At 70.1% G+C, this 12,778-nt stretch carries 14 protein-coding genes; 4 read left to right on the forward strand and 10 right to left on the reverse strand.

Annotated elements, in window-relative coordinates; genetic code table 11:
- Window positions 1–2: 2 nt before the first annotated feature.
- The 5 genes from G6N14_RS12170 to G6N14_RS12190 are packed head-to-tail and all read right to left on the reverse strand — an operon-like array spanning window position 3 to window position 5,243.
- Complete coding sequence (locus tag G6N14_RS12170) at window positions 3–944, reverse strand: cation diffusion facilitator family transporter (RefSeq protein ID WP_085134282.1); 942 nt, start codon at window positions 942–944, stop codon at window positions 3–5.
- A 1-nt stretch (window position 945) separates the two neighbouring features.
- Window positions 946–2,199 carry a mannose-6-phosphate isomerase, class I gene (gene manA / locus G6N14_RS12175; protein ID WP_085134283.1) on the reverse strand — a complete coding sequence of 418 codons (1,254 nt, stop codon included), beginning with the start codon at window positions 2,197–2,199 and terminating at the stop codon, window positions 946–948.
- 8 nt (window positions 2,200–2,207) lie between these two features.
- Complete coding sequence (locus G6N14_RS12180; RefSeq protein ID WP_085134284.1) at window positions 2,208–3,335, reverse strand: TobH protein; 1,128 nt, start codon at window positions 3,333–3,335, stop codon at window positions 2,208–2,210.
- Window positions 3,332–4,744, reverse strand: a complete 1,413-nt coding sequence (locus tag G6N14_RS12185) for a phosphomannomutase/phosphoglucomutase (RefSeq protein WP_085134285.1) — start codon at window positions 4,742–4,744, stop codon at window positions 3,332–3,334. Before G6N14_RS12185 ends, G6N14_RS12180 begins: the two co-directional genes overlap by 4 nt.
- Before the next feature lie 58 nt (window positions 4,745–4,802).
- A complete protein-coding gene (locus G6N14_RS12190) occupies window positions 4,803–5,243 on the reverse strand; it encodes a DUF3499 domain-containing protein (RefSeq protein ID WP_197747346.1) in 441 nt (146 codons plus the stop codon).
- Between the two features lie 90 nt (window positions 5,244–5,333).
- Here G6N14_RS12190 and G6N14_RS12195 point away from each other — a divergent pair, with 90 nt between their 5' ends.
- Window positions 5,334–5,789, forward strand: coding sequence for a metallopeptidase family protein (locus G6N14_RS12195; RefSeq protein WP_085134287.1), 456 nt, complete (start codon window positions 5,334–5,336; stop codon window positions 5,787–5,789).
- Window positions 5,790–5,811: 22 nt separating this feature from the next.
- Here G6N14_RS12195 and G6N14_RS12200 read toward each other — a convergent pair whose 3' ends face one another.
- The gene (locus G6N14_RS12200) at window positions 5,812–6,198 is read right to left on the reverse strand and encodes a WhiB family transcriptional regulator (RefSeq protein WP_085134370.1); all 387 of its coding nucleotides are present in this window, start codon (window positions 6,196–6,198) and stop codon (window positions 5,812–5,814) included.
- A gap of 349 nt (window positions 6,199–6,547) precedes the next feature.
- Here G6N14_RS12200 and cofD point away from each other — a divergent pair, with 349 nt between their 5' ends.
- The 3 genes from cofD to G6N14_RS12215 are packed head-to-tail and all read left to right on the forward strand — an operon-like array spanning window position 6,548 to window position 9,428.
- A complete protein-coding gene (gene cofD / locus G6N14_RS12205) occupies window positions 6,548–7,549 on the forward strand; it encodes a 2-phospho-L-lactate transferase (RefSeq protein ID WP_085134288.1) in 1,002 nt (333 codons plus the stop codon).
- Entirely contained in the window at window positions 7,546–8,886 is a 1,341-nt protein-coding gene (locus G6N14_RS12210) for a coenzyme F420-0:L-glutamate ligase (protein ID WP_085134289.1), read from the forward strand. The genes cofD and G6N14_RS12210 overlap by 4 nt, the downstream gene beginning before the upstream one ends.
- Window positions 8,883–9,428 (forward strand): NUDIX hydrolase, encoded by a 546-nt coding sequence (locus G6N14_RS12215; protein ID WP_085134290.1) that lies wholly within the window; start codon window positions 8,883–8,885, stop codon window positions 9,426–9,428. The genes G6N14_RS12210 and G6N14_RS12215 overlap by 4 nt, the downstream gene beginning before the upstream one ends.
- Window positions 9,429–9,438: 10 nt before the next feature.
- Here the strand turns inward: G6N14_RS12215 and G6N14_RS12220 are convergent, their stop codons facing one another.
- The 4 genes from G6N14_RS12220 to rfbD all read right to left on the reverse strand — a co-directional run bounded on the left by G6N14_RS12220 (window position 9,439) and on the right by rfbD (window position 12,720).
- The gene (locus G6N14_RS12220) at window positions 9,439–9,795 is read right to left on the reverse strand and encodes an Rv1352/Rv1906c domain-containing protein (protein WP_085134291.1); all 357 of its coding nucleotides are present in this window, start codon (window positions 9,793–9,795) and stop codon (window positions 9,439–9,441) included.
- 90 nt (window positions 9,796–9,885) lie between these two features.
- The gene (manB, locus tag G6N14_RS12225; RefSeq protein ID WP_085134292.1) at window positions 9,886–10,959 is read right to left on the reverse strand and encodes a mannose-1-phosphate guanylyltransferase ManB; all 1,074 of its coding nucleotides are present in this window, start codon (window positions 10,957–10,959) and stop codon (window positions 9,886–9,888) included.
- Window positions 10,956–11,843: a glycosyltransferase family 2 protein gene (locus tag G6N14_RS12230; protein ID WP_085134293.1), complete on the reverse strand. Its 888-nt coding sequence runs from the start codon at window positions 11,841–11,843 to the stop codon at window positions 10,956–10,958. The genes manB and G6N14_RS12230 overlap by 4 nt, the downstream gene beginning before the upstream one ends.
- A 10-nt stretch (window positions 11,844–11,853) precedes the next feature.
- Window positions 11,854–12,720 carry a dTDP-4-dehydrorhamnose reductase gene (gene rfbD, locus G6N14_RS12235; protein ID WP_085134294.1) on the reverse strand — a complete coding sequence of 289 codons (867 nt, stop codon included), beginning with the start codon at window positions 12,718–12,720 and terminating at the stop codon, window positions 11,854–11,856.
- Window positions 12,721–12,778 lie beyond the last annotated feature (58 nt).

Below are 12,778 nucleotides of genomic sequence, written 5' to 3' on the forward strand. Positions count from 1 at the left end.
GATCAACCTTTCTGCTGCACCGAGTCTGGCACAGGGGTTCGGTCCAGATCGGGCTCGAGATAGATGACCAGCGCCGCCGGGACGGCCGCGCGGATGTTGGCTTCGGCGGTGTCGATGGTGGCCGCCACCCCCGCCAGGTCGAGTTGGGGAACCACCGCGATCTTGGCGCCCACCAGCATCTCGTCCGGCCCCAGATACTGGGTGCGGATGTGGATCAGACGGGTGACGTTCTCGGTGTTCTCCAGCGCCGCCCGAATGGCCCGGTCCTCGGCAATGGTGGCGCCCTCGCCGATCAGCAGACTGTGCATCTCGACCATCAGGAACACGGCGACCACGCCGAGCAGCACACCGATCCCGAGGGTTCCCACGCTGTCCCACACCGGGTTGCCGGTCAGCACCGACAATCCCACGCCGACCAGCGCGAGCACCAGCCCGATCAGCGCGGCGGTGTCCTCCAGCAGCACCACCGGAAGCTCGGGATTGCGCGAGGTGCGAAGGAAACGCCACCAACTTCCCTGGCCCTTCAGCGGGCGCGACTCGACCACAGCGGTGCGAAAGCTGTAGGTCTCCATGCCGATCGCCACCACCAGGATCACGATGGCCACCATCGGCGAACTCAACTCGACCGGGTGGCGCAGCTTCTCGTACCCCTCGAACAGCGCGAACATCGAGCCCAGGCTGAAAAGCACCAGCGCAACCACGAACGACCAGAAGTACCGGCTGCGGCCGTGCCCGAACGGGTGCAGCGCATCCGGCGCCCTGGTGGCGACACGCTGGCCCAACAGCAACAGCGCCTGGTTGGAGGTGTCGGCCACCGAATGCACCGCCTCGGCGAGCATGGCGGCGCTACCGGTGATCAGGTACCCGGTGAATTTCGCCACCGCGATACCGGCGTTGGCCACAAGGGCCGCGACGATGGCCTTGGTGCTGCCCGACGACGACACGCTAGAGGCCTATCGTCGCCCGGAACAGGGCGGCTGGTTGCTGGGCCAGCAGCCGGATCGGCCCGTCATCGCAAGGCACCCAGGCAGACTCGCCGCGGCGCAACGTCAACGTCTTCGATTTGGCGTGCACCGTGATGGAGCCTTCGGTGCACAGCAGGATCTGGGGGCCGTCATGGCGCGCCGGCGCATCCACCTCGTGGCCCAGGTGCGGGCCGTCGAGCGCCAGGCGCGACACCGCGAATTCCTCGGCGGGGGTCCGGTAGACCACCTCCAGTCCATCGGTGTAGGTGGCCGGCCGCAGGGCCTCCTCGGTGGTCGGAGTGAAGTCCAGTACCCGCAGCAATTCGGGAACGTCGACGTGCTTGGGGGTCAGCCCGCCGCGCAACACGTTGTCGGAGTTGGCCATCACCTCCAGGCCCACCCCGTGAAGGTAGGTGTGCAGATTTCCGGCCGATACGAAGATGGCTTCTCCCGGCGCCAGGCTGACCCGGTTGAGCAGCAGCGAGGCCAGCACCCCGGCATCCCCGGGATACCGTTCGCCGAGCTCGAGCACCGTCTTGGCCTCCGCGGAGAATTCGCCGGCGGCGGAGCTGAGGTACTGGATGGCCCCTTCGAGCACCGCCGGCACCAGGACGTCCAGGTCGGGCTGGGGCGCGGTGATCCACGTGGTGAACAGCGCCCGCAGCCCGTCGGCATCGGACTGCGCATCGGCGAGGGCGCTGCCGGGCGGGCCGCCGAGCAGGTCGATGAACGGGTCCAGGTCCGACACCGCCAGCGCCCGCAGCAACTCAATGGTGCGCGCCACCGGCCGGAAACCGGCTAGCGCCTCGAACGGCTGCAGCGCCACCAGCAGTTCCGGCTTGTGGCTGGTATCGCGGTAGTTGCGAATGGGCGAGGACACCGGCACCCCCAGCCGCTCCTCGCGTTCGTAACCCTCGATCGCCTGCATGGCACTGGGGTGAGCCTGCAGGGACAGGGGCTCGTCAGCGGCCAGCACCTTGACCAGGAACGGCAACCGGTCACCGAAGCGGGCTTGGGCCAACGGGCCCAGCTGACCCTCCGGGTCGCGGGTCAAGACGCTGAGCAGCGACACCTCGCCGGTGTCGGTCTCCAGGCAGGCCGGATCCCCCGGGTGCGCGCCCAGCCACAGCTCGGCCTCGGGATGCGCCGCCGGAACCGGCCGACCGGTGAACTCGGCGATAGCGGTCCTCGAGCCCCAGGCGTAGGTCCGTATCGCGCCGCGTAGCTGTTCCACTGTTCCCGTCAACCCCGCAAAAGTCGCACGTAGGCGGCCGTCATCTCCAACCGCACGGCCAACACCGCAAGCTGTTGTTCGGCCCGCCCGCTGTGAGGCAGGGCCCCCGGACCGACCGCCGCCTCCTCCACGGCGCCCCCCGCCAGCGGTACGTCCTCGGCCGCCACCAGATCCACATCATGCATGCCGCTGATCCGGGCAGCCACCACCGTACGCTCGGCGGCCAGTGTCAGGGCCAGCACCCGCAGCCGGTCGCCGGCCGGACCGTCGATCTGCTCGTCGTGAAAGATGTCGGCGGCATCGTGGCCGCCGGCGGACCGGGCCCGCACCGCGTTCATGGCATCGGCCAGCCCGGCTGCGGCCACCGTGCTCCGGCCGACCCCCAGCATCACGGCACTGCCGTGGCGGGCCAGTGCCAGGGTGGCCGCGCAGTCACCGGCCAGCGCAACGTCCCGGCCGACGATGCGGTCCGCCAGAATCTTGGCCGGGTTGGTGAACAGCTCGCGCGCGGCACTGTTGCGCAGCGCCTCGGCGTCGAGTTCGTCGGCCAGGGCGGCCAGGTCGATCCCGGCACCGGCGTCCTCGCCCTCCAGGGCGTCGAGGATCGCCAGCCCGGCGGCCAGGTAGCGCGGGAGGCCGAACTCCGCCGGCACCGCGATCCGCGGCTCCAGCACCGCGACGCGCCCAGCGGTGGCGTCGCGCAACGGGCCCTCGTAGGGCGCGACCACCACCACCTGTAGCCCGCGTCGCACCCCGGCCGCGGCAGCGGCGACCAGCGCCGGATCCCCCGGGTCATCGCCGGCGACCACCAGCACATCCAACGACCCGATCCAGGCCGGGGTCTCGGCGGCCAGGACCAGCGGTGCGCGGGCCGAGTCGCCGCGCGCTGCGGCCAGCAGGCTGCCGGCCGTTGCGCCGGTGCCGCGGGTGGACAGCCAGATAATCGTGCGGGGCGGATAACTGCGGCTCTGCTCGCGCAGCCCGTCCAGAACGCCCTCGTCGACCGCGGCGGCGGTAGCACGCACCTGCGCCCCGGCCATCGACGCGGCCCAGAGCACACCGTCGCGGTCAGCGGCCAACAGGGCCTCGGTGTCATCGAGGTCGACGGTGGAGAACGAGCCGGAAAAAGCGGTCACGGACCCGACTTCTCCGCGGCGGCGACAGCCTCGATCTGCGCCGCGACCTGGGCCACCACTGCGTCCACGGCGGCGGCATCGGGCGCCTCGACGTTAAGCCGCAACAACGGCTCGGTGTTGGAGCTGCGCACGTTGAACCAGCGGCCCGCACCCAGGTCGACGGTCACACCGTCGAGGTGGTCGACAGCCACCTGGTCTCCGAAGGAGGAGACCACGGCGTCCACCAGAACGGACGCCTCGACTCCATCCGTCAGGGTGAAGTTGATCTCGCCCGAGGCCGCATAACGCTGGTAATCGGCCGTCAGCTCCGACAGCGGTCGTTGCTGTTCACCGAGTGCGGCCAGCACGTGCAGAGCGGCCAGCATGCCCGAGTCCGCTCCCCAGAAGTCCCGGAAGTAGTAGTGCGCCGAGTGCTCCCCGCCGAAGATGGCCCCGGTCTCGGCCATCAGCGCCTTGATGAAGGAGTGCCCGACCCGCGACCGCAGCGGCGCGCCGCCGCGCTCGGCCACCAGTTCCGGCACGGCACGCGAGGTGATCAGGTTGTGGATCACCGTGGCGCCGGGCTCGCGGGCCAGCTCGCGGGCGGCCACCAGACCGGTCACCGCTGACGGCGACACCGGCTCGCCACGCTCGTCGACCACGAAACACCGGTCGGCGTCGCCGTCGAACGCCAGGCCTATATCAGCGCCGCTTTCGCGCACGAACGCCTGCAGATCGGTGAGGTTGGCCGGGTCCAGCGGATTGGCCTCGTGGTTGGGAAAGTTGCCGTCGAGTTCGAAATACAGCGGCAGCAGCGTGATCGCCTCGACCGATCCGAATACCGCCGGCGCGGTGTGGCCGGCCATCCCGTTGCCGGCGTCGACGGCCACTTTGAGCGGACGCAGACCGGAGATGTCGACCAGGGAGTGCAGGAATGCCGCGTAGTCGGCCAGCACGTCGCGTTCGGTGACGGTGCCGCGCGGCACGGTGCCGTCACCGGCCGTGTCGACACCGGCGATCAGCTCGTCGCGGATCCGGCCCAGACCGGTGTCGGCACCCACCGGCTTGGCGCCCGCCCGGCACAGCTTGATGCCGTTGTAGGCAGCGGGGTTATGACTGGCGGTGAACATCGCCCCCGGACAGTCCAGCGCCCCCGAGGCGAAGTAGAGCTGGTCGGTGGAGGCCAGGCCGATCCGGACCACGTCCAGGCCGCGGGCCAGCACGCCCTCGGCGAAGGCCGCCGACAACAACGGCGAACTGTCCCGCATGTCGTGGCCTATCGCCACCTGCCGGGCGCCTTCCTCGGCCATCAGCCGGGCAAAAGAGGACCCGACCTCGGTGACGAGGGTTTCATCGATCTCCGAACCGACCAGGCCACGTACGTCGTACGCCTTGATCACACGGTGGACAGCCGCAGCGGGCCGAGACATGGACAGGGCTCCTGACGAAGTGGACTCTTGACACTCAAGCCTAGCCCGGAACCTTCGATCAGTCCGACGGGTCTGGCAACACGCGCAGGTGGCCGCGGCGACGGCCGTTGGTCTTGCCGGGCGGGCCCGGCGGTGCCAGCACGCCGCCCCCGGGCTCCGGGTTGGACGCTCCCCGTGTCGGGGAGTCGCCCGGATTGCTGTGGGGGTACCAGCCGCTGGCGGGGGCAGAGCGCCCGGACTCGCGCTCCCGCACCGCCTCGGCGAGCGCGATCAGGTCGTCCTCTTCGGGAGAGACCCAGGGGCCGGGGTGGCGGACCAGTTCCCAGCCGCGCGGCGCCGTGATCCGGCCTGCGTGGCTGAAGCACAGGTCCCAGGAATGTGGCTCGGCGGCAGTCGCCAGTGGGCCGACCACGGCGGTGGAGTCCGAGTAGACGAACGTCAGCGTCGCCACCGCATAGTGCGGACACCCTGGCCGGCAGCAACGGCGGGGAACGTTCACGCCCGTGAGGCTATCGTGGCCGCCCGCCGCCGCGGCGCCGGACACGCGCAAGGGCCCGGCAGCCTATGCACAACCGTTACCATCGTCTGCGTGATCGCCACGCGCCGCCGACGCCGCGGCCGCGAGCCCCGCGGGCCGCTGCTGCCGCCGACCGTGCCGGGCTGGCGCACCCGGGCGGAGCGGTTCGACATGGCGGTGCTGGAGGCCTACGAGCCGATCGAGCAGCGCTGGAAGCAACGGTTGAGCACACTGGATGTCGCAGTCGACGAGATCCCGCGGATAGCGCCCAAAGATCCCGACAGCGTGCAGTGGCCGCCCGAAGTCGTCGCCGACGGACCGGTGCCGCTGGCCCGTTTGATCCCCGCCGGGGTGGATGTTCGCGGAAACTCGACGCGCGCTCGAGTTCTGTTGTTCCGCAGGCCAATCGAGCAACGGGCAAACGACAGGACCGAACTCGGCGATTTACTGCACGAGATTCTGGTGGCGCTTGTCGCCACCTATTTGGATGTTGAACCCTCGGTCATCGACCCGACGATCGACGACTGACCCGCGCTTGCGCCGCTGGGGCTCAGATGATGCCGCGCTTGAGGCGCCGGCGCTCCCGCTCGGACAGCCCACCCCAGATGCCGAACCGCTCATCGTGCGCCAGGGCGTACTCCAGGCACTCGCTGCGAACCGCGCACCGCTGGCAGATCTTCTTGGCCTCCCGAGTCGAGCCGCCCTTCTCCGGGAAGAACGCCTCGGGGTCGGTCTGCGAGCACAGGGCACGGTCCTGCCACTGCTCGTTGGTGGCCGTTTCGGGGTCGAACGGGTCGAACTCGTCGTAGGCCTCAGGCTCGGGAACCAGACTCAGATGGGGCCGGCTGGGCATCGCGTCGAGCCCGGTCGGCAAAGCCATCTCGGCACTGGCGTGCGACGCCACCCCCATCACGCCCCAAAGGTGCTCATAGGACATGCTCCGCCTCCTCACCTGTAGCGCGATCCTGCTTATGTCGGCCGAATATCGAGATATTCACCATGTCATTCGAACATGTGATCGAATCTCGGTCTGCGACACCGAAATCGGCTGGCCAACCGGGAAAATGACACTAGTGTGATTAGACACGGGTTGATCAGCGGGGTCAAGCCGCTCGGCCAAATTCCTTACCATCTCGTGATCGATTTCCCACGTGTCCGAGACCGGCGAGTCCTTGTCATCTACCCCACACGGGGCCCTCGGCGTGTCTTACCGCGGGCCCGCCGAAGCCGTGCGATGGCAGTCCGCCGCGGCGGGCGCCTGCCCGCCAACGGTACTGTCGTGCGCTGTGAAGGTCACCGTTCTGGTCGGGGGGGTCGGCGGCGCCCGTTTCCTGCTCGGCGTCCAGAAACTGCTGGGTTTGGGCCAATTCGCCGGATCCTCAGCCGACAACGGGACCGTTGCGCACGAGTTGACCGCGGTCGTCAACGTCGGCGACGACGCCTGGATGCACGGGGTGCGCATCTGCCCCGACCTGGACACCTGCATGTACACCCTCGGCGGCGGCGTGGACCCCGACCGCGGCTGGGGGCACCGGGACGAAACCTGGCACGCCATGGAGGAGTTGGCGCGTTACGGAATGCAGCCCGACTGGTTCAGTCTCGGCGACCGGGACCTGGCCACCCATCTCGTCCGCACCCAGGCCCTGCGGGCCGGTTATCCGCTCACAGCTGTGACGTCGGCGCTGTGTGAGCGCTGGCAACCGGGCGCACACTTGCTGCCGGTCACCAATGACAGCTGCGAAACCCACGTCGTCGTCACCGATCCCGCCGACGGCGCCCAGCGGGCGATCCACTTCCAGGAGTGGTGGGTGCGCTACCGCGCCCAGGTTCCCACCCACGGGTTCGGCTTCGTGGGCGCAGAGAAGGCTGCCGCCACACCGGAAGCCGTCGAGGCCATCACCGGCGCCGACATCGTGCTGGTGGCCCCGTCCAATCCGGTGGTGAGCATCGGCGCCATCCTGGCCGTACCGGGCGTCCGCTCGGCGCTGCGCTCCACCGCGGCGCCGATCGTCGGCTACTCCCCGATCATCAGCGGAAAACCCTTACGCGGCATGGCCGATACCTGCTTGAGCGTGATCGGCCTGGAGTCCACCTCGCGGGCGGTCGGCGAACACTACGGCGCACGCAGCTCGACCGGGATTCTGGACTACTGGCTGGTGCACGAGGGCGAGTCCGACGACGCCGACATCCCCGGTATGACTGTTCGCGCCGCTCCCCTGTTGATGACCGACCCGGCGGCGACCGCCGAGATGGTGCGCACCGGAATGGACCTGGCGGGCGTGCGATGAGCGAGCACGGCAGCGCCGCCACAGTCGAGATTCTGCCGGTCACCGGTCTGGGCGAATTCCGGCCGGGTGACGATCTGGCTGCCGCCCTGGCCGCCGCCGCCCCGTGGCTGGCCGACGGCGACATCGTCGTCGTCACCAGCAAGGTGGTGTCCAAGTGCGAAGGCCGGATAGTCCCGGCACCGCACGACGCCGAAGCACGCGACGCGCTGCGCCGCCAGCTGGTCGAGGCCGAGGCGGTGCGAGTGCTGGCCCGCAAGGGCCGCACCTGGATCACCGAGAATCGCATCGGCCTGGTGCAGGCCGCCGCCGGCGTGGACGGCTCGAATGTGGGCTCCGACGAACTGGCGCTGCTGCCGGTGGATCCCGATGCCAGCGCCGCGGCGTTGCGAGCGGGACTGGCCGAGCGGCTCGGCGTCGCGGTGGCGGTGCTGATCACCGACACCATGGGCCGGGCCTGGCGCAACGGACAGATCGACGTCGCGATCGGGGCATCCGGTGTGACCGTGCTCAACGGCTACGCCGGTGCCGTCGACCGGCACGGCAACGAGCTGGTGGTCACCGAAGTCGCGGTCGCCGACGAACTCGCCGCCGCCGCCGACCTGGTCAAGGGCAAGCTCACCGATGTGCCGGTGGCCGTTGTGCGCGGGTTTTCCAGTCCCGACAACGGCTCCACCGCGGCGGCCCTGGTGCGTTCCGGTTCCGATGACCTGTTCTGGCTGGGCACCGCCGAGGCCATCGAAGTGGGACGAACCCAGGCGCAGTTGCTGCGCCGATCGGTGCGCACATTCACTACCGAATCCATTCCGGCGCAACTGATCACCGACGCCATCGCCGAGGCGCTGACGGCCCCCGCGCCACATCACACCCGCCCGGTGCGGTTCGTCTGGCTGCAGACACCCGGCTTGCGCACGCGCCTGCTGGACGCCATGGCGCAGCGCTGGCGAGCCGATCTGACGGCCGATGGAAAAGCTCCCGAAGCCGTCGAGGCGCGCGTGGCGCGCGGCCAAATCCTCTACCAGGCACCCGAAGTCATCATTCCGATGATGGTGCCCGACGGCGCCCACCACTATCCCGATGAACACCGCACCGCAGCTGAGCACACCATGTTCACGGTCGCCGTGGGCGCCGCCGTCCAAGGCCTGCTGGTGGCACTGGCGGTACGCGGCGTCGGCAGCTGCTGGATCGGTTCCACCATCTTCACCCCGGATCTGGTCCGCGCCCAACTGGATCTGCCGTCCACCTGGGAACCCCTGGGCGCCATAGCCATCGGATACCCGACCGAGCCGCTTGCGCCCCGCTCCCCGGCCGCCGTCGAGGACCTACTGGTGCGTCGATGACGCTGCACGAATCCGCCGTCGCGACCCTGAGCTCCTGGGCCGCACCCGATTCCGCGCAGGACGCTCTGCGGCATGCGGTGCTGGCGTTTCTGGCCGCCCGCCCCGATGCGTGCCGGCGCGAATGCGCTGCCGGCCACATCACCGCGTCCGCGCTGGTGGTAGACCACACCGGCGAGAACACCCTGCTGACGCTGCACCCGCGGGTGGGCCGTTGGCTGCAGCTGGGTGGGCACTGCGAGGAGTCCGACGACGACATCACCACGGCCGCCCTGCGCGAGGCCACCGAGGAATCCGGGATCGTCGGCCTGCGGCTGGATCCGCGGTTGGCGGCGGTGCACGTGCATCCCGTGACGTGCTCGCTGGGCGTACCGACCCGGCATCTGGATCTGCAGTTCGTGGCGCACGCGCCGGCAGACGCCCAGATCGGGATCAGCGACGAGTCACTGGCACTGCGCTGGTGGCCGGTGGCGGCGCTGCCACCGGATGCCGACGACGCCTTGGCATACCTGGTGCGGCGGGCCGTCGCGACCCATCGCGCCTGAGCCCGGCGGCTCACGGGGAGTCGGTCACCCGCGTCCAGGGCTGGCAGTTCTGCGACTCGAAGGCCTTGACCGTGGCCGGAATGCTCGCATACATCGGCCCGACAGACGTGTTCGCGGCGACCACATGGTCCTTGGCAGCATCGGGAGTGCTGTAGGTGAACCACGAACACATCGACTCCGGCGTCGGCACGTTGTTGATCCACACACCGAAGGCCGACCCGGAGCCGCCGGTGCGGTAGAGGCCGGGCTCGATATCGGTGCCGACCTGAAAGACCCCGTTACCCGGAATCGGGTCGAGCGGATCTGCGGCGGCCGGCGTCGCCATGGCGACTGCGGCGAGGCAGGTGATGAGGACCCTGGTGAACATGGCTATGACTATCCACCGTTGACACTGCGGGTACGAAGGAAAAGTCCGAGAAGGGTGCGCGGTGAGCGCAGAGTCAGCGGGAAAACCGGCTCAGACGTCGCTGGAGTAACGGATTCCGCAGTCCGGGATCGACACCCCGGGCCACACCCGCGCCCCGCGCAGCAGCTCGCAACGCGCCCCGATGTCGGCGCCGTCACCGATCACCCCGTCGCGGATCAGCGCCCTGGGCCCGATCCGGGCGCCGAACCCGATGATCGAGCGTTCGATCACGCTGCCCGCCTCGACCTTCACGCCGTCGAAGATCACCGCGCCGTCGAGCCGCGCACCCGGGCCGATCTCGGCGCCCCGGCCCACCGCGGTACCACCGATCAGCACCGCTCCCGGGGCCACCGATGCGCCGTCGTGCACCAGCGCCTCGCCGCGCCGGCCGCCCAGCGCCGGTGAGGACGCGATGCCGCGCACCAAATCGGCCGACCCGCGCACAAAGTCCTCGGGTGTGCCCATGTCGCGCCAGTAGCTGGTGTCGACGTAGCCGCAGACCTTCACGCCGTCGGACAGCAGCGCGGGAAACACCTCGCGCTCCACCGAGACGGGGCGCCCCTGCGGGATACGGTCGATGACCTCCCGCGACATCACGTAGCAACCGGCGTTGATCTGGTCGGTCGGCGGATCTTCGGTCTTCTCCAGGAATGCCGTGACCCGCCCGTCGCTGGTGGGTACGCAGCCGAAGGCGCGCGGATCGCCGACCCGCACCAGATGCAGGGTGGCGTCGGCCTCCTGCTCGCGGTGGTAGTCGTGCAAATCGGTCAGCTCCGCCCCCGACAGCACGTCGCCGTTGAACACCATTGCGGTGTCATGGCGAAGCTTGGACGCGACGTTGGCGATTCCACCGCCGGTGCCCAGCGGCTCCTCCTCGGTCACGTAGTCGATCTGCAGGCCCAGTGTGGCGCCGTCGCCGAACTCCTCGGAGAACACCTCCGGCTTGTAGGACGTGCTCAGGATCACATGCTCGATCCCGGCGGCGGCGATTCGCGACAGGAGATGAGTCAGAAACGGCACGCCCGCGGTGGGCAGCATCGGCTTGGGTGCCGAGAGGGTGAGCGGCCGAAGCCGGGTGCCCTTACCCCCGACCAGGACGACCGCGTCGACTTGGCTCAGTGTCACGGAAGTCCCTTCGTCATGGTGCGGCGGGCATTGCGCACCGCCAGGTGTGAGCGCACCGCCAGTGCGCCCCGCATGCTCCAGCGCAGCGGGGCCCGCCACCAGCCAGTGTGCCGGTCGGCCAGGTAGGTGTAGGTGCTGCGGTGGTGCGCGGCCAGATTGCGCGCGGGGTCCTTGCCGGTGGCGTGGCCCTTCTGGTGCAGCACCTCGGCGGACGGGACGTAGACGTTGAGCCAGCCGGCCTTGGCCAGCCGGTCGCCCAGGTCGACGTCCTCCATGTAGAGGAAATAGCGTTCGTCGAAGCCGCCGACCGCCTCGAACGCGGCGCGGCGCACCAGCAGGCAGGCCCCGGACAGCCAGCCGACCGGCCTCTCGCTGGGTTCCAGGAGCTCCTGCCGGTAGGCGCGGGTCCAGGGGTTGCCGGGCCACAGCGGACCGACCACGGCGTGCATGCCGCCGCGGATCAGGCTGGGCAGGTGCCGCGCCGAGGGGTATACCGAGCCGTCCGGCTCGCGGATCAGCGGGCCCAGCGTCGCCGCCTGCGGCCACCGGGCTGCCGCCTCCAACAGCGCCTCGATGCTGCCCGGCCCCCACTGCACGTCCGGGTTGGCCACGATGAGAAATTCGCTGCGCTCGCCACCCTCGGCGTCCAGCAGTGCCACGGCGGCGTTGACCGCTCCCCCGTAACCCAGGTTGGCCCCGGTATGCAGCAACTCCGCGTTCGGGTACCGCTGCGCGGCTTCCTCGGGAGCGCCGTCGGTGGATCCGTTGTCGGCCATCACAACCCGTACCGGACGCTCGGTCGCCAACGACAACGACGCCAGGAAGCGGTCAAGATGCCAGCCCGGCGAATACGTCACCGTCACCACCGGTAGCGCCTCACTCACGGCGTAGAGGTTATCTGGCCAAGGCGGCGGACAATGCATCGCGCCACCGGCGCAGCGGCGGCAGGCCGGCCTGCGCCGACTCAGCCCCCGACAGCGCGGAGTAGGCGGGCCGGGCCGCCGGACGGGGAAGAGCCGCGCTGCCGACCGGACGCACCAGGTCCGGATCGGCGCCGACCGCGGCGTACACCGCACGGGCCTGTTCGTAGCGACTCGCAGCCCCGGCGTTGGCGGCATGCAGCACCCGCGCGCTCGGCGGCGAGGCGGCTAGGGACAGCAGCGCCTCGACGAGGTCCCCGACGTAGGTCGGGGACCCGGTCTGGTCGTCGACCACCTCCACGCGCGCACCGCTCGACGCCCGGTCCCGCATCACCGCGACGAAGTCCGAGCCGCCCGCGGCGCCGGTGTAGACCCAGGCGGTGCGCACCACCAGCGCATCAGCGGATGCCGCGAGCACCGCGTTCTCACCGGCCAGTTTGGTCCGCCCGTAGACCGACAGCGGCCGGGTCGGGTCGCCCGGCTCGTACGGGCGCGGCGCGGCGCCGCCGAAGTCGCCGTCGAAGACGTAGTCGGTGGAGATGTGGATGAGCAGCGCACCGGCGCGCGCGCAGGCCTCGGCCAGGTGACCCGGCCCGGCGGCGTTGACTGCGTGCGCACGCTCCGGGTCGGCCTCTGCGGCGTCGACCTGCGTATATGCCGCACAGTTGACCAGCACGTCGCCCGGTCGCAGGCCGATGCGCGCCACGGCGGCGGGATCGGTGATGTCGCACTGCGCCGAGGTCAGGGCCAGCACCGCATGCCCCGTCTGGGCGGCGCGGGCCGCCAGGAATGCACCGACCTGGCCGCCGGCGCCGGTGATCACGATCCGCTGGCTCGTCATAGCCGCCGAGCTTATTCGGCGGTCCCGCCGGGTCTGGCACGCCGGACTCGGCTACCGC

Source organism: Mycolicibacter hiberniae (assembly GCF_010729485.1).
Taxonomy (GTDB): Bacteria; Actinomycetota; Actinomycetes; order Mycobacteriales; family Mycobacteriaceae; genus Mycobacterium; species Mycobacterium hiberniae.

Bases quoted from the DNA above. Each gene is read 5' to 3' on its own strand.
- G6N14_RS12185 (WP_085134285.1), bottom strand. From the start codon at position 4,744: ATGTCTCGGCCCGCTGCGGCTGTCCACCGTGTGATCAAGGCGTACGAC.
- G6N14_RS12215 (WP_085134290.1), top strand. From the start codon at position 8,883: ATGACGCTGCACGAATCCGCCGTCGCGACCCTGAGCTCCTGGGCCGCA.
- G6N14_RS12210 (WP_085134289.1), top strand. From the start codon at position 7,546: ATGAGCGAGCACGGCAGCGCCGCCACAGTCGAGATTCTGCCGGTCACC.
- G6N14_RS12220 (WP_085134291.1), bottom strand. From the start codon at position 9,795: ATGTTCACCAGGGTCCTCATCACCTGCCTCGCCGCAGTCGCCATGGCG.
- G6N14_RS12200 (WP_085134370.1), bottom strand. From the start codon at position 6,198: ATGTCCTATGAGCACCTTTGGGGCGTGATGGGGGTGGCGTCGCACGCC.
- rfbD (WP_085134294.1), bottom strand. From the start codon at position 12,720: ATGACGAGCCAGCGGATCGTGATCACCGGCGCCGGCGGCCAGGTCGGT.